We start from the raw sequence: 21,402 nt of genomic DNA on the forward strand, positions 1-21,402 counted from the left end.
ACGGCGGGCCTCAGTCGTTGACGCGGGAGATGTAGGAGCCCGAGCGCGTGTCCACCTTCACCCTGTCACCGGTGTTGACGAACAGCGGGACCTGGATCTCGGCGCCGGTCTCCACGGTCGCGGGCTTGGTGCCGGCATTGGAGCGGTCGCCCTGGAGACCAGGTTCGGTGTGGGCGATGGTGAGCACCACGGAGGGGGGCATCTCGACGAAGAGCACGGAGGACTCGTGGAAGGCGACGATGACCTCCTGGTTCTCCAGGAGGAAAGTGGCGGCATCGCCGACGACGTCGGAAGGCACGTTGGTCTGCTCGTAGGACTTGACGTCCATGAAGACGTAGTCGTCACCGTCCTTGTACAGGTACTGCATGTCACGGCGGTCGACGGTGGCGGTCTCGATCTTGAGGCCGGCGTTGAAGGTCTTGTCCACGGTCTTGCCGGAAAGGACGTTCTTGAGCTTGGTGCGCACGAAGGCCGGGCCCTTGCCGGGCTTGACGTGCTGGAACTCCACCACCTGCCACAGCTGGCCCTCCAGGTTGAGCACCAGGCCGTTCTTCAGGTCGTTCGTCGTTGCCACGAGTGGTTTCCTCTACTTCAAGTCGGGGACCGGGCTCCCTGGGCTGTCCGCGGGGTCCGGCGCGTCTAGGACGCGGCGAGTCTACCGTGCCGGGCCAGGGCCTGCGACAGCCCGGCGCGCGCCGCGCAGGCGGGTGATCGTCGCGAAGCGCTCCTCGGCGTAGGGAAGGGAGACCTCTCGCAAGTACCGGGCCAGGCGCACCTCCCCTTGGGCCTCCATGGCGGCGATGAGGCCGCGCACATCATCGGGGTGGCGGTTCTGGCTCATCTTCGCCTTGCCACGCACCGTCGTCGCCTCGACGCTCACGGCGACGATCGCCCGCGACATCCGCTGGAGCTTGTCCTGGCCGACGGCGTCCAGGGCACCGCCATCGCCCATGGCCTCGGTGAGCCGCACGGCGGCCTCCAGGGCCGCGTCCGACCCGGGGTCGATGCGGACCCGCCCGCTGACGTGGAGCGTGATGTAGTCCCAGGTGGGGACATTCGGCATGATGCCGTTGGTGACGTACATGCCCGGGGAGACGTAGGCGTCGGCCTCGTCGAGGATGACGAGCCCGGTGGGATGCGCGAGCGGCTCGGCGGCCTGGGGGTTGTTCCTCACCAGGTGGGTGACGAGGGCGCCCGCGGCGTCGTCGTAGTAGAAGGGGACGAGACTGGCCTCAGGGCCGTGGTCGTGGACGGTGACGAGGTTGCCCCGGCGCGGCTCGGTGAGGAGTCGACGGGTGTAGTCCTCGGGCAGCTCGAAGTGCTGGGCGACGTACATGCGGCTCAGGCTAGGGACGGGGCGCAGGGGTGTCGAGGAGCGTCACGATCCGGTCCGCGCAGTCCGCCGGTTCTCGATCCGAGGTGTCGACGACGACGCCGGCGGCCCGCCGGCACAGGGCCTCGCGCTCGCGCAGCATCCGGGTGAACTCGTGGTGGATGGTGCCCAGGGCCACCGAGCGCGGAGCGTCGAGGCCGTTGCGGGTGGCCAGGCTCCGCACGGAGGCGATCAGGCCGACGACGGCGCCGCCCTGCCCGGGCAGGGCGGCCAGGGCGGCCCTGACGCGCTCCGATCCCAGGCAGCCCGATCCCAAGGCGAGGATGCCGCCGGAGACGCGGGCGGCCTCGATGAGCCCGAGGGCAACCGCCTCCTCAACGCGCCGGTACTCGGCCTCCGGGATGGCCACGAGCGCGAGCTCCTCCTCGGTGCCGAGCCGGGCGGCAGTCCGGGCGCCGAGGTCCAGGCAGGGCGCGCCCCGCAAGTCGGCCAGGGCGCGGGCGACGGTGGTACAGCCGGCGCCGGGCGGACCGATGAGGACGATCGCCGGAGCGGTGCTCATGCGCCTCCCTCCGGGCTCGCGGTGACGGCGCGGTGGGCCGCCTCGAGCTCGCCCGGGGTAGGCTCGACGCCCCGGACGGGCCGGGCCCGTCCGAAGCGGTCCTCGATGAGCACCATGCGCAGCCGTCCGGCGCGGTTCTTCTTGTCCGAGCGCATCGCCGCGCGCAGGTCGTCCCAGCGCTCAGCGCCGTCGGGGAAGGACACCGGCAGGCCGACCGCCGCCAGGGCCTCGCGATGACGAGCAAGGCCCTTGCCGCTCAGGAGTCCCCTCCGGTGGGCGATCTCGGCGGCGAAGACGCATCCGACTCCCACGGCCTCGCCGTGACGCCACGCGTAGTCGGTGATCCGCTCGATGGCGTGGCCGTAGGTGTGCCCGTAGTTGAGGATCTCGCGCAGCCCGGACTCGGTGAGGTCCTCGGCCACGACGGCGGCCTTGACGAGGACCGCCCGGCGCACGAGCTCGGCCAGGACGGGCGCGTCCGAGCGCAAGCAGGCGGCCGGGTCGGCCCCGACGAGCCGCAGGATCTCCTCGTCGTGGATGAGCCCGCACTTGATGACCTCACCGAGCCCGGCGCGCAGCTCGTCGAGCGGAAGGCCGGCCAGGGTGCCGAGGTCGGCGACGACGGCGCTGGGCGTGTGGAAGGCCCCCACGAGGTTCTTGCCGGCGGCGGTATCGATGCCCGTCTTCCCGCCAACCGCGGCATCGACCATGGCCAGGAGGGTGGTGGGCACCTGGACGACGGGGATGCCCCGCAGCCAGGTGGCCGCGGCGAAGCCGGCGAGGTCTGTGGTCGCTCCCCCGCCGACGCCGATAAGGCAGCCGTCGCGGCCAACCCCCGCCCGCCCGAGGCGCTCCCAGATGGAGGACAGCACGTCGGCGCGCTTGGAGGCCTCCCCATCGGGGACCTCGATGAGGGCCGTCCGCAGGCCGGCCGCATGGAGGTCCCCGGCGAGTCCCCCGGCGGCCTGGGCGAGGACGCCGGAGTGGATGATCCCGACGCCGCCCGCGCCCTGGCCCGGCGAGGCGAGGACCGCCCTCGTCACCTGAGGGGCGAGCCCGCGCCCGATGACGACGTCGTATCCCGGTGCTCCGGGGACGTGAACGGTGGTGGCGCCCTCAGGGTCCTCGGTCACGCGGGGGCGGGCGGTCCGCCGGGGCGCGGGGCCGGCGGGCGCCTCGGGCGACGGCGGCCGGCAGGCGGGCGCGTCCGAGCGGATGCCCGCATGGGCGAGTCCCCGGGCGGTGGCGGCCGGCGTCGCCCCGAGGGAGACGAGCACGAGGGCGGCCACCTGGGCCGGAGTGAGCCCATCGGTGGGCACGGTGGCGGTGGCGATCTCCTCGTAGAGGGGCCGGCGTTCGGCGTCGAGCGCCTCCATGCGCGCCAGCACGCCAGTCAGCGCTCCCTGGGAGGCCTGCACCGCGGTGAGGGCCGCGTCGGAGTCCGATCCAGGGCTGATGAGGGGGCGGCCCTCCCCGCTGCCGACGTGCTGGGCGGCGGTGGCGGGGCGGGCGGAGAGGTAGACGACGGTGTGATGCCGCAGCATCTCGCGGTTCTCCGGGCGCAGGATGCCGCCGCCGCCCAGAGCGATGATCCCGTGGGCCGCGCCGAGGGATTCCAGGACGTCCCGCAGCGCGCGGGTCTCGCGGTCGCGGAAGCCCTCCTCCCCCTCGGCGGAGAAAATCTCCGGGATCGTCATGCGCGCCCGGCGCCGGATCTCGGCGTCAGTATCGGTGACCTGGATGCCCAGGGCGGCGGCGAGGAGGCGGGCGACCGTCGTCTTACCCGCGCCCGGCAGGCCGACCAGCACCAGCGGCAGGCGCTCCCGGCTGATGATTGCCGTGGTGGCGGGGTCCGTGCGGTAGTGCTTCATGGGCGTCTCCTCGTCGGTGGTATCCGGTGGCGCCTCCCGGCGCCCGCAGTGGATCGGTCAGGGCTCAGGCGGTCCAGTGGGTCCTCTCGGCGATGCGCTCGGTGTAGGCGCGCAGGTTCCCGGCGCACTCAGTGACCGAGTCACCGCCCGTCTTGTCCAGGAGGGCCTGGGCGAGGACGAGGGCGGTGGCCGCCTGGGCGATAACGGCCCCGGGCACCACCGCCGTGGTGTCTGATCGCTGGTGGAGGCCAGTGGCGGGCTCCCCAGTGGCCAGGTCCACGCTGCGCAGGGCGCGGGGAACGGTGGAGATCGGCTTGTAGGCGGCTCGCACGCGGATCGGGGAGCCGTTGCTCATGCCTCCCTCGATACCGCCAGCCCGGTTGGATGCGCGGGTGACGGCGCCGTCGGCGAGGGCGAGGATCTCATCGTGAGCCTGGCTGCCGGGCAGTCCGGCGGTCTCGAAACCATCCCCGATCTCCACGCCCTTGACGGCCTGGATGCTCATGAGCTCACCGGCGAGCCGGGCGTCGAGGCGCGAGGCGGCGACGGTATGCGTGCCCAGGCCGATGGGGACGCCGGTGGCGATGACCTCGACCACTCCCCCGAGGGTGTCGCCGTCCTTGCGCGCGGCGTCGATGCACTCGACCATGGCCGCGCTCGTGGCCGGGTCGACGCAGCGCACAGGGTCGGCATCGAGACGCTCGACGTCCTCGGGCGTGGGGGTGGGCGCGCCGGCCGGCAGGCGGACCTCCCCGATGCGCACCACGTGGCTGACGAGCCTGATGCCGGCGATCTGCTCGAGGATGGCCTCGGCGACGGCGCCCAGCGCCACCCGCGCGGCGGTCTCCCGCGCTGAGGCTCGCTCTAGGACGGGCCGGGCGTCGGGGAGGTCGTACTTGAGGGCGCCAGGGAGGTCGGCGTGCCCGGGGCGCGGGCGCGTCAGAGGCCGGTTGCGGGCGATCTCGCGCTCATCGCCGGTACCGGCGTCGATGAGCAGGTCCTCGGCGGGGACGGGGTCAGCGCTCATGACAGTGCGCCACTTGGGCCATTCGGAGTTGCCGATCCGCAGGGCGATGGGGCTGCCGATGGTCAGACCGTGGCGGATGCCCCCGATGATGCTCAGCTCATCGCGCTCGAAGCGCTGGCGGGCGCCGCGGCCGTGACCGAGCCGACGCCGGGCCAGGGCGGAGCCGATCCGTGCGCTCGTGATGGCCACGCCCGCGGGCGCGCCCTCCATGAGCGCGGTCAGCGCCTCGCCGTGGGACTCGCCGGCAGTCATCCATCGCAGCATGGGTGGATCATCGCACAGGGCCGGCGCGCCGGCGCGCTGTCACCGAGTGTCGAGCGCGCTCAGCAGGGCCCCGCGCATGGCGCTGGTATCCGGTGAGCGGCCGGTCATGAGACGGACCTGAGCCACTGCCTGGTGCAGGAGCATGAGCCAGCCGGGCGCGATCGCGCCTCCGGCTCCGCTCCAAGCGCGGGCCAGGGCAGTGGGCCAGGGCGCGTAGACGACGTCAAGGAGAACGGCCTCGCGCCGGGCGCCGCCGCGGACGCGGTGCGCCCGGGCGAGCGGTGCCGCGAGGGTGTCGGCCGCGCCCCGGGGCAGGGTGGAGACCACGAGATCGGCCCTGGCCACGGCCTCCGCGACGATGGCGTCGGAGGCGGGCTCGCCGGGCCGCCAGGTGAGGGTCCGGATCTCCAGGCCCATGCGGTGGGCCGCGACGAGCGCGCGGCCCGGGCCGGCGTGGCGGCGGGCGGCCACCGTGATGCTGTGGGCGCCGAGCTCGGGGAGCGCGGCGAGGGCGGAGCAGGCCGTGGCCCCGGAGCCGAGGACGAGAGCGGTGGGCGCCGGGAGCTTCAAGCCTTCGGCCGCGGCGGCGCCGGGCAAGTCGCGCGCCTCCCTCAGCGCGCCGGAGATGCCGGCGACATCGGTGTTGAAGCCCGCCAGGAGTGCTGGGCCCGCGCCGGAGCGCTGGGCGACGACGGTATTGACCGCCCCGACGGCCTGGGCGAGTGGGTCGATGACGTCGAGCATCGGCATGATGGCCTGCTTGTGCGGCATGGTCACCGACAGCCCCGCCCAGGCGGGCTCCTCGCCCACGGTGGCGCGCAGGGCATCGACGAGGCCGACCAGTTCACCGGGCGCGACCCGGAGCGCCTCATAGGACCAGTCGGCCAGGCCCAGGCCCTCATAGGCCGCGCGGTGGAGCACGGGGGACAGCGAGTGGGCGATGGGATCGCCGATGACTGCCGCCCGGTGAGCGGACGCGGGCGGCGCGCCGGCAGGGGAGTCGATACGTGTCATCGGGTCAGCGGTCCTCCTGATGCTGTCCCAGTGCCCAGCCCGAGGCCCCGGCTCAGCCGGCCGGCGTCGGGGTGGCGGTGGCGGAGCTGCCGTTGCACACATCCGGGTGGGCCTGGCAGAAGGCGGTGAGTTTCTTCGTGTTCTCATCCTGCTCTTCCTTCGTCTTCGCGAAGAGCGTCTTCCCCGTGTTGAGGTCGACGGTGACGAAGTAGAGCCAGTCGCCGGGCTCCGGGCTGGCGACGGCCTTGAGGGCCGCCTCGCCGGGGCTGCCAATGGGTGTTGGGGGCAGGCCCGCATTCCGGTAGGTGTTGTACGGGTTGGAGGCGTCGTCGACCTCTTCCTTGGAGGGCACTCCGCCGGTGCGCCCGAGCCCGTAGAGGATGGTGGAGTCCATCTCGAGGCGGCCGCCGGTCCCCGACTCCTGCTTCGTCAGGCGGTTCTCGACGACGCGGGCGACCTTCCCGAAGTTCTGCTGGCTGCCGGCCTCCCTCTCGACGATGGAGGCCTTGATGAGGGCGTCCTCGTATCCCGCGGGATCGAAGCCCAGCTTTTGGAGGCGCGCCATCGTGGCGCTGACCATTCTGGCGACGACCTGCGTGACGGTCTCGCCCTCCTTGAGGCCGTACGTTCCCGGGGCGAGCCAGCCCTCGACGTCCCCCTTCGCGGCCTCGGGCAGGCCGATGCCCTTGAGATCCTTGTAGGCGGCGTCGACGTCCTCCGCGCTGACCTGCATGACGCTCATGATCTTCTCCTTGACCTGATCCTTGGTGAATCCCTCGGGGATGGTCAGGGAGTGGTCGGCTCGGGAGGCCGGATCGAGCAGGGCGGCGACGGCGGAGGCGCCGGACATCCTCTGCTTGAGCGTGTAGGTGCCTGGCTGGATGTTGGCGGACTCCGAGTTGGCATTGAACGCGTCGATGAAGGCCTTCGGGGACGCAACGACGTCGTTCTTGTACAGCAGATCGGCGATGATCGCTCCGGTGGCGCTCTGGGGGATCTCCACGATCACCGAGCCCTCGCCCTCACCCGAGTAATCGGCGACTGTGGACTGCTGCTCGCGGACGCCGTGCAGCACCCCGTAGCCCCAGTAGGCACCCGCACCAGCGCCGGCCACGGCAACGCTGAGGATGAGCACGGTGAGCACGTGGCGGCGGAAGCGGCGCTTCTTGCGCGCCTTCTCGCGACGGGCCTTGCCGCGCCTGGACGGCGGCTCGGCCGTCAGCGGGTCATCGGAGATGATGCCGATCTGCTCGAAGAGATCGTCCTGGCTCATCGCGTGTCTCTCCTGGTCGGGGTGACGGGCTCACCGATCGGCGAGCCCGTGGAACGCTCGGCCTCCAGGGCCTGGTTGAGGATGACCACGGCGGCCGCCTGGTCGACGACGCCCCGGAAGTCCTTCTCATGGCGCCCACTGGCGTGGAGCGCCTGATGCGCCGACACTGTGGAGAGCCGCTCGTCGACGAGCCTGACCACCACAGGGGAGATGGCCTGCGCGAGAGCGCGTGCCCAGTCCCTCGCATCACGCGTGGACGGGGTCCGCTTGCCCCCCAGGGAGACGGGCAACCCCACAATAGCCTCAATGGCCCCGTGCTCGGCGACCAGTTCGGCCGCCTCATCGATGTCGCCTCCGTAACGATCCCGCTCAAGCGTGGCCACCGGAATGGCCAGGATCGCCTCGGCGTCGCACCTGGCGACGCCGATCCTGGCCTTGCCGACGTCGAACGCCAGGCGGAGTCCGCTGCGCATGGCTCCCCCCGGGCTCAGGCGCCCAGGGCCTGGGTGATGGCGGCCATCGCCTCGGGGAGGGCGCCGGCGTTCTGCCCGCCGCCCTGGGCGAGGTCCGGCTTGCCGCCGCCACCGCCGCCGAGGGCCTTGGCGGCCGCCTTGACGAGCTCGCCCGCCTTGGCGCCGATGTCACGGGCAGCGGCGTTGGTGGCCACGACGATGACGGGGCGCTCACCCGACACCCCGGCGGCCACGATCACCGTCGGCTCCGCCTCGCCGAGGCGCTCGCGGGCATCGAGGACGAGGGATCGCAGGAGGTCCGCGTTGGACACGGCGCCGAGGTCGGCGACGGCCAGGCGGTAGGCGCCCACGCGCCGCGCGCCGTTGACCACCTCGACGACCCGGGACGCCATCGCGGCCTGCTCGGCGGCGGCCAGGCGCTTCTCGGCGTCCTTGAGGCGGCCCATGAGGGATTCGATGCGCTCGGGCAGCTCCTCGGGGCGCCCACCGATCATGGTGGACAGCTGGGAGACGAGGGCGTGCTCTTTGGCCTGGAATCCGTATGCGGCATCCCCCACGAGGGCGTCGATGCGCCGCACGCCCGAGCCGATGGAGGACTCGCCCAGGATGGCGATGCGCCCGATGTGCCCGGTGGAGGGCACATGGGTGCCACCGCACAGCTCCCGGTCGAAGTCGTCGCCGATGGTGACGACGCGGACCTCGGTGCCGTACTTCTCACCGAACAGGGCGATGGCGCCAGAGGCCCTGGCGTCCTCGAGGCTCATGGTCTCGGTGCGGACCTGGAGGTCCTCGGCGAGCTTCTCGTTGACGAGGGCCTCGATGTCGTTGACCTGCCCGGTGGTCAGCGCCGTGTTGTGGGAGAAGTCGAAGCGCAGCCGGGAGGGGGAGTTCTCCGACCCGGCCTGCTCGGAGTCCGGGGCGACGGTGCGGCGCAGCCCGGCGTAGACCATGTGGGTGGAGGTGTGGGCCCGGGCGATGGCCAGGCGGCGCTCGGTGTCGATCTCGGCGTAGGCCCTCTCTCCCACGGCGATGGCGCCCTCGGTGAGGGTGCCCCGGTGGACGGACAGACCGCGGATGGGGGCCTGGACGTCGCCGACCTCGACGATGCCGCCGCCGGCCAGGCGAATGACGCCGTGGTCGGCGAGCTGGCCGCCCATCTCGGCGTAGAAGGGGGTGCGGTCCAGGACGACCTCGACCTGCGCGGGGGCGGTGGCCACCGGCTCGGGCCGACCGTCGAGCAGGAGACCGGCGACAGTGGCCTCTGCGGAGGCCTCGGTGTAGCCGAGAAACTCCGACCCCCCTCCCATGGAGCGCTCGATGTCCTGGAAGAGACGGACGTCGATGTGCCCGGTCTTCTTGGCGCGGGCGTCGGCGCGGGCGCGCTCCTTCTGCTCGTCCATGAGTGAGCGGAAGGCGGCCTCGTCGACATCGACGCCCTGCTCGGAGGCCATTTCCAGGGTGAGGTCGATGGGGAAGCCGTAGGTGTCGTGCAGCTCGAAGGCGTCCTGCCCGCTGACCAGGGGGCGCGCGCCGGCCGCGGACGCCCGCTCGCGGGCCCGCCCGACGGCGGTGTCCAGGATGGTGGTTCCGGCGCTGAGAGTGCGGCGGAAGGCCTCCTCCTCGCCGTAGGCGACCTCCGAGATGGTCCCCCAGCGCTCCTCGAGCTCGGGGTAGGACAGCTTCATGACGTCCTTGGAGGCCGTCAGGAGGGTGGGCAGGGAGGCCTCGTCGACGCCGAGCAGGCGCATGGAGCGCACGGCGCGGCGGATGAGCCGGCGCAGGACATAGCCACGGCCGTCGTTGCCGGGGCGCACGCCATCGCCGATGAGCATGAGGGCGCTGCGGACGTGGTCGGCCACGACGCGCATGCGCACGTCGTCCATGTAGGCCGCCCCGGCCTCCGGGCCAGCGGCTCCCAGGCCGTAAGCGCGCCCGCTCATCGCCTCAGCAGCGGCGATGACGGGGTAGACCTCGTCGATCTCGTACATGTTGGGCTTGTCCTGGAGGAGGAAGGCGATGCGCTCCAGGCCGGCGCCGGTGTCGATGGCGGTGGAGTCGAGCTTGCCGACGAGCTCGAAATCGTGGCCCTCGCCCTCCCCGCGGACGAACTCGTCGAAGACGAGGTTCCAGATCTCCAGGAAGCGGTCGCCGGCGGTGTCCGCCTCCGGGCCGCCGTCAGGGCCGTAGGCCGGGCCGCGGTCGTAGTGGATCTCGCAGCAGGCGCCGGCGGGGCCCGGCTGGCCGGTGGACCAGGAGATCTCGGCGAAGGGGAGCTTCTGTACATGGAGGGGGGCCACGCCGATGGTCTTGGTGAGGTAATCCCAGGAGACCTCGTCCTTCTCCCAGATGGTCATCCACAGGCGATCGCCGTCCAGACCGTACCCTCCGGCGCTCGTGGGCGTGGTCAACAGCTCCCAGGCGTACTGGATCGCCCCCTCCTTGAAGTAGTCGCCGAACGAGAAATTGCCGTTCATCTGGAAGAACGTGCCGTGGCGAGTGGTGCGGCCGACATTATCGATGTCGTTGGTGCGGATGCACTTCTGCACGCTGGCGGCCCTGGGCCAGGGCGCCGGCTCGGTACCCAGGATGTAGGGGATGAAGGGGACCATGCCCGCCACGGTGAACAGGATGGACGGATCTGGCGAGATGAGGGGCACCGACGACCGGATCTCGTGGTCCTTGGAGGCGAAGAAGTCGAGCCAGCGGGAGCGGATCTCGGAGGTGCGCATGGGGGTCCTCGTGCTCGGGGGTGATCGGTGCCCCCGCGGCCGGGTGGAGCGGGGACGTGGTTGGTTCCGGCCTGACCGGGCCCCGGACTCTGCGGCCGAGGGCGGTCGGAGGAGCGGGTTCTACCCAGGGGCGAGCCTACCCCCGGAACGCGGGATGCCCCACACCGGCAGTCCGGCACGGGGCATCCCGCACTGGGCGGGCCAGCGGGCCCGATCGGCTCAGCGGGAGTAGTACTCGACGACCATCTGCACGTCGCAGGTCACCGGGACCTCGTCGCGCTTGGGGCGGCGCACCAGGGTGGCGGAGAGCTTCTCGAGGTCCACCTTGAGGTACTCCGGGACCGCCGGGAGGACGTCACGGTGAACGCCGGCGGCGGCGGCCTGGAAGGGCACCATGACCTGGGAGCGGCTTCGGACCTGGATGGTCTGGCCGGGGCGCACGCGGTAGGAGGGCCGGTCGACGACCTTGCCGTCGACGACGATGTGGCGGTGCACGACGGCCTGACGGGCCTGAGCGATCGTACGGGCGATGCCGGCGCGCAGGACGAGAGCGTCCAGGCGCATCTCGAGCAGCTCGACGAGCGACTCACCGGTCAGACCCTTCTCACGGCGGGCCTCCTCGAAGACGCGCTGGAGCTGGGCCTCGCGGATGCCGTACTGGGCGCGCAGGCGCTGCTTCTCCTTGAGGCGGACGGCGTAGTCGGACTCAGTGCGGCGACGGGCGCGGCCGTGCTCGCCGGGGCCGTAGGGGCGCTTCTCGAAGTAGCGAACGGCCTTGGGGGTCAGCGGGATGCCGAGGGCGCGCGAGAGGCGCACCTGGCGGCGGGAGCGCGAAGAGCTCATACCTGTGTTCTTCCTGTCGGAGTGATCGCACGCCGCGGGCGGTTGCTCGCGGCGCGGGGTCAGCCTCTGATCGGGGCGATCGGGCCAGGACCCCAGGCGCCCGGCACGGCTCTGAGGACCGGGCGGTCCACGGACTCGCGCCTGGGCGGCGCCGGTACTCTAGCGCAGACCGCCCCGCGCTCACCGCCCCGGAGGCCGGCGTGTGAGCAGATCCTCAACGCCCGCTCTCCCGCGGCGGAGGATCCGCGGGCCCCGACACGGCCGCGCCCCCGGGGCGCCGCGCCCGTCGCAGCACGGAGGCGATCGCGACGACGATGAACGCGGAGAACAGCCATGAGGCGGCCCTCGGGCTGAGCGCCCGGGCGATGACGGCGCCCAGCGGCGAGCCGATCACCGAGGCGAGTCCGACCACCATCCCGATGCGGGCGTCGGGCAGACCCCGGCACAGGTTCGAGACCGTCCCCGCGATGGCGGTGGGCGCCATGGCCGCCAGCGAGGTCCCCCGGGCCAGGAGGTCGCCCGCCCCGGCGAGGATCTCGAGACCGGGGACGATGACCACTCCCCCGCCCACGCCGACGAGCCCGGCCAAAAGCCCCGCGATGAGGCCGATGCACACCAGCGCCGCCACCGCGCCGGGATCACGGGCGGCATCGAGGCTCAGCGCCGCCTCGCGCACGGGCTCGTGCGCCCGCCCCATGACGAGCACGGAGGCGGCGAAGGCGATGAAGATCCACGGCAGCGCCCGTGCCGGGAGGACCGCGAGCAGGCGCGTGCCCATCCGCGCGCCCACGAGGGAGCCGAGAACGATGATGAGGGCCGCGGCGAGGGAGACATCACCGCGCAGCGCGTACGTCGTCGTTCCGGCCAGGGACGCCGGGATGATCGCCACGAGGGAGGTCGCCGCCGCGCGGCGCTGGTCCATGCCCAGGATCGCCACGAGGGCGGGCACGAGGACGATGCCTCCCCCGACGCCGAACATCCCCGAGAGCACCCCCGCGCCCAGGCCGACGCAGACGGCGAGTGCCAGCCGGGCGACGGCCGGACGATCGCCCATCACCGACCCCCGCGCATGAGGGATCGGATCGACTCCAGGCGCCGGGCGACCTCGGCCTCGAAGCCGTGGCCCGTGGGCCGGTAGTAGGAGGCGCCCGCCAGGTCCTCGGGCAGGTAGTCCTGGGCGACGACGCCGTGCGGGTAGTCATGGGGATAGCGGTAGCCCTCGCCGTGCCCGAGCCCGGAGGCGCCAGCGTAGTGCGCGTCGCGCAAGTGGGCGGGCACGGCGCCGCCCTTGCCCGCGCGCACGTCCTCGATGGCGGACTCGATGGCGGCGATGACCGCGTTGGACTTCGGCGCGGTGGCCACGGCGAGCGCCGCCTCGGCGAGGATGATGCGGGCCTCGGGCATCCCGATCATGGCGACCGCCTGCTGCGCCGCCACCGCGGTGGCCAGGACCCCGGGATCGGCCAGCCCGACATCCTCTGCCGCGTGGATGACAATGCGCCGGGCGATGAAGCGCGGGTCCTCCCCCGCGGCGATCATGCGGGCCAGGTAGTGCAGGGCGGCGTCAGGATCCGATCCGCGCATGGACTTGATGAAGGCGCTGGTGACGTCGTAGTGCTGGTCGCCGGCGCGGTCGTAGCGAACGGCGGCGATATCGGCGGCGCGCTCGACATCGGCCAGCCCCACCACCGGCGGCCCGCCATCCTCGGGAGCGCCGGCATCCTGCGGGCGGGCCGCGAGGATGGCGCCGGCGGCCGCCTCGAGCACGGTGAGCGACTTGCGCGCATCCGATCCGGCCATGCGCACGATCTGCTCCTGCGCATCGTCGTCGAGCGCCACCGCCCCCGCGAGCCCCCGCTCATCGGTGACCGCTCGGGACACCAGGGCGCGGATGTCATCGGGACCGAGCGGGTGGAGGGTCAGCAGCAGCGACCGGGACAGCAGCGGTGAGACCACGGAGAAGGAGGGGTTCTCGGTCGTGGCCGCCACAAGGGTCACCCATCGGTTCTCCACACTGGGCAGCAGGGCGTCCTGCTGGGACTTGGAGAAGCGGTGGACCTCGTCGATGAAGAGCACCGTCTCCTCCCCCGAGGCCGCCAGGCGCCTCCTGGCATCGGCGACGACGGCGCGCACGTCCTTGACCCCGGCGGTGAGCGCGGAGAGCTCGACGAAGCGCCGGCCCGAGCCGCGCGCCACGAGGTAGGCGAGCGTGGTCTTGCCCGTTCCCGGGGGTCCCCAGAGGATGACGCTCGACACGCCCGCTCCGCCCGCGCCACCCGTCGGCTCGACGAGCCGGCGCAGCGGGGAGCCGGGGCCGAGCAGGTGCCCCTGGCCCAGGACCTCACTGAGATCGCGCGGCCTCATGCGCACGGCGAGCGGCGCGTGCGAGTCGGCAGGCAAGCCCGCCTCGTCGGTGCCGGCGGCGTCGAACAGGTCCACAGGGTGACCCTATCCTCATCCGGGCCCCGCCACCGGGCCCGCGGGGCGGTTCTATCAGTGGAACAATGCCGCCATGCTCTCCTGGCTCGCCCACCGCATCGTCAAGGACGCCTGGTTCATCGTCGCAACCTGGGCCGTCATCGCCTTCGTGCTGCTCACTCCAGCGCTCGGCGGTGCCGGCATCGACGGGCTCTTCAACCGTCTCGGCCCCGCCAAGACCTCCATCGACGATTCCCAGAGCGCTCAGGGCCAGGCCATCTACTCCGCGCTCCAGGGGGACGGGGTGGCGGTCACCCTGCAGGTGACGGGCCTCGACCTCGACACCCAGATCGACGCGGTCACGGCCGCGCTGGCCCCGGTCCACGCCGACCTCAACGACCTCGTCGGCGAGGTGAACGTGGCCGACCCGTTCGTCGTGCCGGACCCCCTGGGGAACAAGGGAGTCCAGGCCTTCATCGCCCAGGACCGCAGCGGCTTCCTCATGTTCGTGACCGTCAACCCCAACGGCCGTGACATCGCCTCCCCCGATGACACCGCCTACGCCCGCAAGCTCCAGCGCGACGTCCAGCGCGTCACGGACCGCCTGCGCCGCGTCCCCGACGACCTGCGCCAGATCGCGCCGGGGGTCAGCGGCATCGTCACGACGGATGCCCTCGTGTCGGCGGCGGTCAATGACCAGGCCGGGGCCGATCTCGCGCGCGGGGAGGCCCTCGCCCTGCCCGCGGCGCTCATCATCATGGTTCTGGTCTTCGGGGGCTTCCTCGTGGCGGGGATGCCGTTGCTCGGCGGGATCACATCGATCGTCTCGAGCCTGGGCGTGCTCTGGCTCACGAGCCTCATGGTGGATCCGGGAGGGCTGGAGGTCACCGTCGTCGCGATGATCGGCCTGGGCCTGTCGATTAACGACGCCCTGCTCATGACCGTCCGCTTCCGCGAGGAGCTCGGACTCGGGCGCACCGATCCGCGGGCGTCGGCGCCCCTCGCCGCCCGTGGCCGACGGCGCCGCACCGGGCGCCGCGACCCACTTATCGCCGAGGCCATGGAGCGCACGATGCTCACGGCTGGGCGCACGGTGCTCATGACCACCGTCGCGGTGGCGCTTCCGCTGGCAGCACTGGTGGCAGTGGGCGCGTCCTCCCTGCGGGTGACGGCGATCGCGGGGGTGATCGTCGTGGTGCTCGCCGCGCTGTCGGCGATCACGCTCGTCCCGGCCACGCTCGTCCTGCTCCACGGATTCATGGTCAGGCCCTCATTGCTCGGCCGGGTGCCGGTGCTGCGCGCCCTCGTCCACCCGGTCGACGGCTCTTCTCGGGAGGAAGGCGCCTTCGCGGCGCTCGCGCGCGGGGCGCAGGCGCGCCCCTGGCCGGTCCTGGCGGCCTGCGCGGCTCTCCTGGCACTGCTGGCGTGGCCGCTGGGGCACCTGCACCTGCTGGTCTCCGATCGCGACCTCCTCCCCCCGGACGCCGAGCAGCGGGTGTACCAGCGCGTCCTGGAGGAGCAGTACCCCAGCCTCGCCGCCACCGATGCCGTGCTCATCATGCAGGCCGCTGGGGATTCCGCGACGTCGTTCATCGACGACCAGGTGGCCCATGCGCCCGGAGTGTCCAGCGTGACGCAGACGAAGGCGGGCCAGTACACGGTGGCCTACCTCAGTCTAGAGGGCTCGGCATCGTCGTTGTCCGCCGAGAGGGCCGTCTCGGCCGTTCGCGCGCTCAACCCGCCGGCGGACACATGGGTGACCGGCAAGGCGGCGACGCAGGTGGACTTCCGCTCCGCTCTCGTGGGCGCGCTGCCGCCCATGATCGTCATCGGCATGGGCGCGACCATGGTCCTCATGCTCATGATGACGGGATCGCTCATCATCCCACTGCTGGCGCTCCTGACCACATCCCTGTCCCTGGCAGCCTCCCTGGGCGCGGCGACCCTCCTGTTCCAGGACGGCTACCTGGCGGGCGCCCTGGGCGTGACGCCGATCGGCGGCGTGGAGGGCTACGCCGTGTCCACGGCTCTCGCCCTGGGGGTCGGGCTCGCCATGAGCCGGGAGGTCATCGTCCTGGCTCGCATGAGGGACCGCAGGGCGCGCGGTGAGCGGGGCGACGCCGTCGTCGCGGCCGGCCTCCAGGGCACTGGAAGGATCCTCTCGGTAGCGGGAGCGGTCCTCCTGGTGGTCCTCATGGGCTTCACCACTGGCAGGCTCATCGCAGTCAAGGAGGTGAGCCTCATCCTGGCGCTCATGGTCGTCATCGACGCGGTGATCGTGCGTCTGCTCCTGTTCCCCGCGGCGATGAGCCTGCTGGGCTCGCGTGGCTGGTGGGCGCCATCGTTCCTGCGGCGCTGGGCGGGCATCAGCCCGGACGGGGACTCAGGGGCACCGGAGGAGACCGCTGACGCCCGCAAGCCCGAGGACGCCGAGGCGACCGAGGATGCCCGGGAGCCCGGTGCCGGCGATAAGACCGGGGCAGCGGAGGAGGACGACGACGGCGCGGGAGTCTCGGGGCGGAACGGCGCCGGGAGAGTTCCGTCCCGGCAGGCCTCCGCCGGCACGGGCCCCGAGGGCGATTCGGCGCCCGCGTCAGATGAGGTCGGGGGCTCCTGAGCCCTGGCGCACGACCTCGGGGACATCCGATGTGAGGTCCACGACCGTCGTCGGCTCGACCGAGGCGACCTCGCCCTCGATGACGACGTCGACGAGGTGCCCGAGGCCCTCCTCGATCTCCCAGCCATGCGACTCGGGAACGGTCCTGCCCGGGCGGATGAGGGAGGAGGAGAGGATCGGCGCACCGAACTCGGCAACGAGTGCCTGGGCTATGGGGTGCTCGGGGATGCGCACGCCAAGAGTGTGCTTCTTGGCATTGAGGGTCATCCGGGGCACCTCCTTGGTGCCCTTGAGGATGAAGGTCCAGGGGCCGGGGGTGAGTCGCTTGATGAGGCGGAACGCGTTGTTGCCGACGATCGCCAGCGGACCGACCTGGGCGAAATCAGCGCACACGAAGGTGAAGTTGTGCTTGTCGTCGAGCTGGCGGATGGCGCGGATCCGATCCAAGCCCTCCTTGTTGCCGGGCGCGCAGGCCAGGGCATAGCCGGAGTCGGTCGGATAGGCGACGAGGGCGCCGGAGCGGAGCCACTCGACGACCTTCGTGATGAGACGGGCCTGGGGGTTGACCGGGTGCAACTCGATGTAGCGCGACATGGTGACCATTGTGCCCCTCCCCCACCCGATCCGGGACGGATCCGAGAGGGAGGAGTCGACGGCGCATCACATGAATCGAATTGCATATGCGCGCTCATTGATATAAAGTTCCTCGCATGCTGCAGGTTGTGGTGCTCGACGAGGACTCAGCGGTCATCCGTCTGTTCAAGGCTCTGGCGAATCCCGTTCGAGCCACGATCATTCACCGCCTGACCCGGGGCAACGCGGATGTCACCGAGCTCGTCGAGCTCACCGGTGTCTCCCAGCCCCTCGTCTCCCACCACCTGCGAGTCCTTCGCGAGGCGCATCTCGTCGAGGCGCGGCGCGACGGCAGGCGGCAGAGTTACTCGATCATCGATGAGCACGTCGCCCACATCGTTCTCGACGCCATCAAGCACACCAAGGAGCATGACCATGACTGCCACCATTGAGCACCGCCCCGCTGAGGCCCACAACCACACCCACGGTCCCGACTGCGGCCACCTCGCCGTCATCCACGGTGACCACGTCGACTACATCCACGACGGCCACGCCCACCGCGAGGACGGCGGCCACTACGACGAGTGCTCCACGTGCCAGTGCGAGCACTGCTCGGATGCCTGCTCCTCGTGCGAGTGCGCGGACTGCTCCTGCCCCACCTGCAACCACAACACCTGCCAGTGCGAGCACTGCTCGGATGCCTGCTCCTCGTGCGAGTGCGCGAACTGCTCCTGCCCCACCTGCGCCCACGCGGCCTGAGGACGGCTCCTCGCTCATCGCATACGAAACTGCGGCGGGCGGCGCGGATTCGCGCCGCCCGCCGCAGTTCTCCGCATGGGGATCCGCATCAGGTCAGTCCTTGTCGCCGGGGACGGCGTCGACACCGGCCTCCTTGCGCTGCTCGGCGGTGATCGGTGCGGGGGCCTCGGTCAGGGGGTCGTAGCCGCCCCCGGACTTGGGGAAGGCGATGACGTCGCGGATGGACTCGGCCTTGGTGAGCAGGGAGACGATGCGGTCCCAGCCGAAGGCGATGCCGCCGTGCGGCGGGGCGCCGAACTTGAACGCGTCGAGCAGGAAGCCGAACTTCTCGTGGGCCTCCGCCTCCCCGATGCCCATGACCTTGAAGACCCGCTCCTGGACGTCGGGGCGATGGATACGGATGGACCCGCCACCGATCTCGTTGCCGTTGCACACGATGTCATAGGCGTAGGCCAGGGCGTTGCCCGGGTCGGCGTCGAAGGTGTCGAGGCACTCGGGCTTGGGCGAGGTGAAGGCGTGGTGGACGGCGGTCCAGGCCGAGGCGCCCAGCGCGATATCACCCTCGGCGCGGGCCTCGGCGCTCGGCTTGAACAGCGGGGCGTCGACGACCCACACGAAGGACCAGGCGTCGGAATCGATGAGCCCGCAGCGCTTACCGATCTCGAGGCGGGCGGCACCCAGGAGCGCGCGCGAGGAGTCGACGGGACCGGCGGCGAAGAAAATGCAGTCACCGGGGGTCGCACCGGCGGCCAGGGCGAGGCCGGCGCGCTCGGCGTCGGTGATGTTCTTGGCGACGGGCCCGCCGAGCTCGCCGTCATCGCCCACGGTGACGTAGGCCAGGCCCTTGGCGCCGCGCTGCTTGGCCCAGTCCTGCCATGCGTCGAAGGTGCGGCGCGACTGGGAGGCGCCCCCGGGCATGACGACGGCTCCCACGTAGGGGTTCTGGAACACGCGGAAGGTGGTGTCCTTGAAGTACTCGGTGAGGTCGACGAGCTCGCAGCCGAAGCGGAGGTCGGGCTTATCGGTGCCGTAGCGCTCCATGGCGTCGGCGTAGGTCATGTGCGGGATGGGAGTGGCCAGGTCGTGGCCGATCAGGGCCCAGACCTCGCGCAGGATGTCCTCGGCGACCGCGATGACGTCCTCCTGGGTCACGAAGCTCATCTCGACGTCGAGCTGGGTGAACTCGGGCTGGCGGTCCGCCCGGAAGTCCTCGTCGCGGTAGCAGCGGGCGATCTGGTAATAGCGCTCCATGCCGGCCACCATGAGCAGCTGCTTGAACAGCTGGGGGGACTGCGGCAGGGCGTACCAGGAGCCGGGGGCCAGGCGGGCCGGAACGAGGAAGTCGCGGGCGCCCTCGGGCGTGGAGCGGGTCAGGGTGGGAGTCTCGATCTCGACGAAGCCGTGGGCGTCCAGCACGCGGCGCGCGGCGGCGGAGACCTTGGCGCGCAGGCGGATGGCGCGCTGCATGGGCGTGCGACGCAGGTCGAGGTAACGGTGCTTGAGGCGCGCCTCCTCACCGACCTGCCCGGCATCCTCGGCATGGTCGGAGACCTGGAAGGGCAGGGGGGCGGCGGCGTTGAGGACCTCGACATCGGTGACGACGACTTCGATCTCACCGGTGGGGAGGTTGGGATTGGCATTGCCCTCGGGGCGAGCGCTCACCTCGCCAGTGACGGCCAGGACGTACTCGGCGCGCAGGTCGTGGGCGATCTCCTCGCGGATGACGATCTGGGCGATGCCCGAGGCATCGCGCAGGTCGATGAAGGCAACGCCCCCGTGGTCCCGGCGGCGGTCCACCCATCCGGCGAGGGTGACGGTGGCGCCGATGTCGGAGGCGCGCAATGAGCCCGCGGTGTGGGTTCGCAGCATGGAACTGGGTTCCTTCCCATTCGGAGCACTGAGACCGGTGCCCGTCGGGGCGCACCGCGAGACGAGCGGGCGCCGGGGGCAAGCCTACCCAGCCGGTGGGGCGTCAGTACTCAGGGGCGGTGGACTCGTTGCGACGGCGCTGCCTGGCCAGGATCCAGCGGTTGGTCCCCACGGTGGCGGCGAGGATGACCAGGAGGACGGACAGGCCCAGGACGCAGGCGCCCACCACCGGGAACGAATCGTCCTTGACCTCGACCGGCGAGGTGTCGCCGGAGTCACCAGGATCACTACTGGCCTCTGCGACGGCCGCCCCGGTCGTCTCCGGGGCACCCGTGGCGCCATTGGTTGCTGAGGCGCCGTCGGACGCGCCCGGGGAGGCGGTCGCCGCCGGCGCGGTAGGCGCTTCGCCGCCGATGACGGTGACGGCGCCGACCGTGAAGAACGGGCTCTTGTTGGTGTAGTCGGCGGTGCGGACCGTGGAGGTCGGAACGTCCGGGCCGCCGGTGACACGGAATCGCAGCCAGTGGGTGCCCGACGGGACGTAGCCGGGGAGCTCGAAGGCGCCGGAGTACGTGCCGTCGGGCTGCACGGTGAACTGGGCGACCGAGCCTCCCGACGGCGAGCCGGTGACCGCGGCAGGGCTCCGCTCGGGCCCGACGGCGCCGTCGTCGATGAGGACCTGCACGGTGGCCCCGGGCGGGAATCCGGAGAGGGTGTAGCTCAGCGAGCCGCCCGAGGCGATTGTCGAGGGGCTGACGGTCGACGCCGTGCCCGTGGTTGATTCCCCACTGACGGAGTCCTCGGCGGCCGCCGGCGGGGCGGCGGTGGCGCCCACGCCCGCTGCCGCGCCCAAGGAGAGCATCGCCGCCAGTGCGACGGCGCTCCCCCGGCGAAGCCTTCCCATTCGCCCGGTGCTCACTGGACCGGGCGCCTCGCGCGCGGACGGGCCAGGAACATGTATGCGGCCGCGCCCGCGGTGAGGATCCCGGCGGCGCTGATGAGCATCCAGTCGTCGCCGCCGAGGACGGCCTCCTTGACCGGCGCGCTGTTCGCCTTGTCCATGAGGTCGGTGTTGACCGTGTCCGTGCGGGCGATCTCCAGCTGAACCCATCCCAGGAGCTGGGAGTCGCGGCCCGCGATGGCCAGCTTGTGGGATCCGGCATCGATACTGGAGATGTCGACCTGGACGGAGTTGGAGCGGTCAACCTGGACCCAGCCGGCGCTCTCGCCTCCCGGGTAGAGGAAGACCGCGACCCAGTCACCCTCCTTCGCCTTGTCCTTCGGCAGGACGAGACTGACGCGGTCGCCCTGGCGCCCGCCGGACAGCGAGCCGGCGTTGTCAGCGGTGAGCTGGCTCCCGTCGGCCACGGGGCTACGAGGCGGGTCCGAGGGCTTGGGCTCGGTGGGCGCCGCGGACGGGCTCGCGCTCGGGTCCGCGTCGGATGAGGCCTCGGGCTGCGCCGGAGCCGACTCCCCCTCAGGAGTTGCGGGCAGGGTGGCGATGATGGTGGGCGGGGCCGCCGGATCCGCCGCCGGCACCTCCGGGAGGACGCCTGGGGCGCCCTCCGCCCCGGCGGTGGGCTTGGCGGCCGCGTACGGACCCTCGGGGGCCAGGACTTCCGGAGCCGGTTCCTGCGGAGCAGGGCCCTCGGGAATGGGGGCCGGAGCCTCGGGAAGAGGCGCTGGAGCGTCCGGGGTCGGAGGAGCGGGCTGGGCACTCGGCTCCGCGGTGGGCGCCGGCTTCGGGTCGGCGCTCGGGGCGGGGGCCGTGGGCCCG

18 protein-coding genes and 1 pseudogene are annotated in these 21,402 nt (G+C 71.9%); 3 read left to right on the forward strand and 16 right to left on the reverse strand.

Features of this window, described 5'->3' with window-relative positions:
• Positions 1-10 precede the first annotated feature (10 nt).
• The 12 genes from efp to B1H50_RS08750 all read right to left on the reverse strand — a co-directional run bounded on the left by efp (position 11) and on the right by B1H50_RS08750 (position 13,828).
• On the reverse strand, positions 11-574 hold the full coding sequence (gene efp / locus B1H50_RS08695; RefSeq protein WP_080463387.1) for an elongation factor P: 564 nt from the start codon (positions 572-574) through the stop codon (positions 11-13).
• An 81-nt stretch (positions 575-655) separates the two neighbouring features.
• Positions 656-1,336 (reverse strand): FMN-binding negative transcriptional regulator, encoded by a 681-nt coding sequence (locus B1H50_RS08700; protein ID WP_080463388.1) that lies wholly within the window; start codon positions 1,334-1,336, stop codon positions 656-658.
• A gap of 10 nt (positions 1,337-1,346) precedes the next feature.
• Positions 1,347-1,895, reverse strand: coding sequence for a shikimate kinase (locus B1H50_RS08705; RefSeq protein ID WP_080463389.1), 549 nt, complete (start codon positions 1,893-1,895; stop codon positions 1,347-1,349).
• Positions 1,892-3,766, reverse strand: a complete 1,875-nt coding sequence (gene aroB, locus B1H50_RS08710; RefSeq protein ID WP_080463390.1) for a 3-dehydroquinate synthase — start codon at positions 3,764-3,766, stop codon at positions 1,892-1,894. The genes B1H50_RS08705 and aroB overlap by 4 nt, the downstream gene beginning before the upstream one ends.
• 64 nt (positions 3,767-3,830) lie before the next feature.
• Positions 3,831-5,057, reverse strand: coding sequence for a chorismate synthase (aroC, locus tag B1H50_RS08715; protein ID WP_080463391.1), 1,227 nt, complete (start codon positions 5,055-5,057; stop codon positions 3,831-3,833).
• A 39-nt stretch (positions 5,058-5,096) separates the two neighbouring features.
• Positions 5,097-6,071, reverse strand: a complete 975-nt coding sequence (locus tag B1H50_RS08720) for a shikimate dehydrogenase (RefSeq protein ID WP_080463392.1) — start codon at positions 6,069-6,071, stop codon at positions 5,097-5,099.
• A gap of 52 nt (positions 6,072-6,123) precedes the next feature.
• Complete coding sequence (gene mltG / locus B1H50_RS08725) at positions 6,124-7,344, reverse strand: endolytic transglycosylase MltG (RefSeq protein WP_080463393.1); 1,221 nt, start codon at positions 7,342-7,344, stop codon at positions 6,124-6,126.
• Entirely contained in the window at positions 7,341-7,817 is a 477-nt protein-coding gene (ruvX, locus tag B1H50_RS08730) for a Holliday junction resolvase RuvX (RefSeq protein WP_080463394.1), read from the reverse strand. The genes mltG and ruvX overlap by 4 nt, the downstream gene beginning before the upstream one ends.
• 14 nt (positions 7,818-7,831) lie before the next feature.
• Entirely contained in the window at positions 7,832-10,546 is a 2,715-nt protein-coding gene (gene alaS, locus B1H50_RS08735; RefSeq protein WP_080463395.1) for an alanine--tRNA ligase, read from the reverse strand.
• 219 nt (positions 10,547-10,765) lie between these two features.
• Entirely contained in the window at positions 10,766-11,389 is a 624-nt protein-coding gene (gene rpsD / locus B1H50_RS08740) for a 30S ribosomal protein S4 (RefSeq protein ID WP_080463396.1), read from the reverse strand.
• 214 nt (positions 11,390-11,603) lie between these two features.
• The gene (locus B1H50_RS08745) at positions 11,604-12,443 is read right to left on the reverse strand and encodes a sulfite exporter TauE/SafE family protein (protein WP_080463397.1); all 840 of its coding nucleotides are present in this window, start codon (positions 12,441-12,443) and stop codon (positions 11,604-11,606) included.
• Positions 12,443-13,828 (reverse strand): replication-associated recombination protein A, encoded by a 1,386-nt coding sequence (locus B1H50_RS08750; protein ID WP_080463398.1) that lies wholly within the window; start codon positions 13,826-13,828, stop codon positions 12,443-12,445. The genes B1H50_RS08745 and B1H50_RS08750 overlap by 1 nt, the downstream gene beginning before the upstream one ends.
• Before the next feature lie 73 nt (positions 13,829-13,901).
• Between B1H50_RS08750 and B1H50_RS08755 the strand changes: the two genes are divergently transcribed.
• Positions 13,902-16,424 (forward strand): MMPL family transporter, encoded by a 2,523-nt coding sequence (locus B1H50_RS08755; RefSeq protein WP_080463399.1) that lies wholly within the window; start codon positions 13,902-13,904, stop codon positions 16,422-16,424.
• On the opposite strand, the gene B1H50_RS08760 is transcribed toward B1H50_RS08755, so the two are convergent.
• Positions 16,401-17,018, reverse strand: a complete 618-nt coding sequence (locus tag B1H50_RS08760) for an L-threonylcarbamoyladenylate synthase (RefSeq protein WP_080463407.1) — start codon at positions 17,016-17,018, stop codon at positions 16,401-16,403. The two genes, B1H50_RS08755 and B1H50_RS08760, sit on opposite strands and share 24 nt — an antisense overlap.
• Positions 17,019-17,134: 116 nt before the next feature.
• Here B1H50_RS08760 and B1H50_RS08765 point away from each other — a divergent pair, with 116 nt between their 5' ends.
• Together B1H50_RS08765 and B1H50_RS08770 are read left to right on the forward strand one after the other, a co-directional pair.
• Entirely contained in the window at positions 17,135-17,449 is a 315-nt protein-coding gene (locus tag B1H50_RS08765) for an ArsR/SmtB family transcription factor (RefSeq protein ID WP_080463400.1), read from the forward strand.
• Entirely contained in the window at positions 17,433-17,756 is a 324-nt protein-coding gene (locus B1H50_RS08770; protein ID WP_080463401.1) for a hypothetical protein, read from the forward strand. Before B1H50_RS08765 ends, B1H50_RS08770 begins: the two co-directional genes overlap by 17 nt.
• A gap of 93 nt (positions 17,757-17,849) precedes the next feature.
• On the opposite strand, the gene aspS is transcribed toward B1H50_RS08770, so the two are convergent.
• The 3 genes and pseudogenes from aspS to B1H50_RS10025 form a co-directional block, all read right to left on the reverse strand.
• On the reverse strand, positions 17,850-19,625 hold the full coding sequence (gene aspS, locus B1H50_RS08775; RefSeq protein WP_080463402.1) for an aspartate--tRNA ligase: 1,776 nt from the start codon (positions 19,623-19,625) through the stop codon (positions 17,850-17,852).
• Positions 19,626-19,728: 103 nt separating this feature from the next.
• Positions 19,729-20,544, reverse strand: coding sequence for a DNA-directed RNA polymerase II (locus B1H50_RS08780; protein WP_188640714.1), 816 nt, complete (start codon positions 20,542-20,544; stop codon positions 19,729-19,731).
• Positions 20,541-21,402 (reverse strand): annotated as a pseudogene (locus B1H50_RS10025) (hypothetical protein); the annotation flags it as partial. The pseudogene B1H50_RS10025 and the gene B1H50_RS08780, both read right to left, overlap by 4 nt.

Source organism: Actinomyces gaoshouyii, from assembly GCF_002072175.1.
Taxonomy (GTDB): Bacteria; Actinomycetota; Actinomycetes; order Actinomycetales; family Actinomycetaceae; genus Actinomyces; species Actinomyces gaoshouyii.

What these genes read in the sequence shown, in the direction of transcription:
- B1H50_RS08720 (WP_080463392.1), bottom strand. Translation starts at nt 6,071, where the DNA reads ATGACACGTATCGACTCCCCTGCCGGCGCGCCGCCCGCGTCCGCTCAC.
- B1H50_RS08745 (WP_080463397.1), bottom strand. Translation starts at nt 12,443, where the DNA reads ATGGGCGATCGTCCGGCCGTCGCCCGGCTGGCACTCGCCGTCTGCGTC.
- rpsD (WP_080463396.1), bottom strand. Translation starts at nt 11,389, where the DNA reads ATGAGCTCTTCGCGCTCCCGCCGCCAGGTGCGCCTCTCGCGCGCCCTC.
- B1H50_RS08755 (WP_080463399.1), top strand. Translation starts at nt 13,902, where the DNA reads ATGCTCTCCTGGCTCGCCCACCGCATCGTCAAGGACGCCTGGTTCATC.
- alaS (WP_080463395.1), bottom strand. Translation starts at nt 10,546, where the DNA reads ATGCGCACCTCCGAGATCCGCTCCCGCTGGCTCGACTTCTTCGCCTCC.
- B1H50_RS08765 (WP_080463400.1), top strand. Translation starts at nt 17,135, where the DNA reads ATGCTGCAGGTTGTGGTGCTCGACGAGGACTCAGCGGTCATCCGTCTG.
- mltG (WP_080463393.1), bottom strand. Translation starts at nt 7,344, where the DNA reads ATGAGCCAGGACGATCTCTTCGAGCAGATCGGCATCATCTCCGATGAC.
- ruvX (WP_080463394.1), bottom strand. Translation starts at nt 7,817, where the DNA reads ATGCGCAGCGGACTCCGCCTGGCGTTCGACGTCGGCAAGGCCAGGATC.
- aspS (WP_080463402.1), bottom strand. Translation starts at nt 19,625, where the DNA reads ATGCTGCGAACCCACACCGCGGGCTCATTGCGCGCCTCCGACATCGGC.
- B1H50_RS08700 (WP_080463388.1), bottom strand. Translation starts at nt 1,336, where the DNA reads ATGTACGTCGCCCAGCACTTCGAGCTGCCCGAGGACTACACCCGTCGA.
- B1H50_RS08705 (WP_080463389.1), bottom strand. Translation starts at nt 1,895, where the DNA reads ATGAGCACCGCTCCGGCGATCGTCCTCATCGGTCCGCCCGGCGCCGGC.
- aroC (WP_080463391.1), bottom strand. Translation starts at nt 5,057, where the DNA reads ATGCTGCGATGGATGACTGCCGGCGAGTCCCACGGCGAGGCGCTGACC.
- aroB (WP_080463390.1), bottom strand. Translation starts at nt 3,766, where the DNA reads ATGAAGCACTACCGCACGGACCCCGCCACCACGGCAATCATCAGCCGG.
- B1H50_RS08760 (WP_080463407.1), bottom strand. Translation starts at nt 17,018, where the DNA reads ATGTCGCGCTACATCGAGTTGCACCCGGTCAACCCCCAGGCCCGTCTC.
- B1H50_RS08770 (WP_080463401.1), top strand. Translation starts at nt 17,433, where the DNA reads ATGACTGCCACCATTGAGCACCGCCCCGCTGAGGCCCACAACCACACC.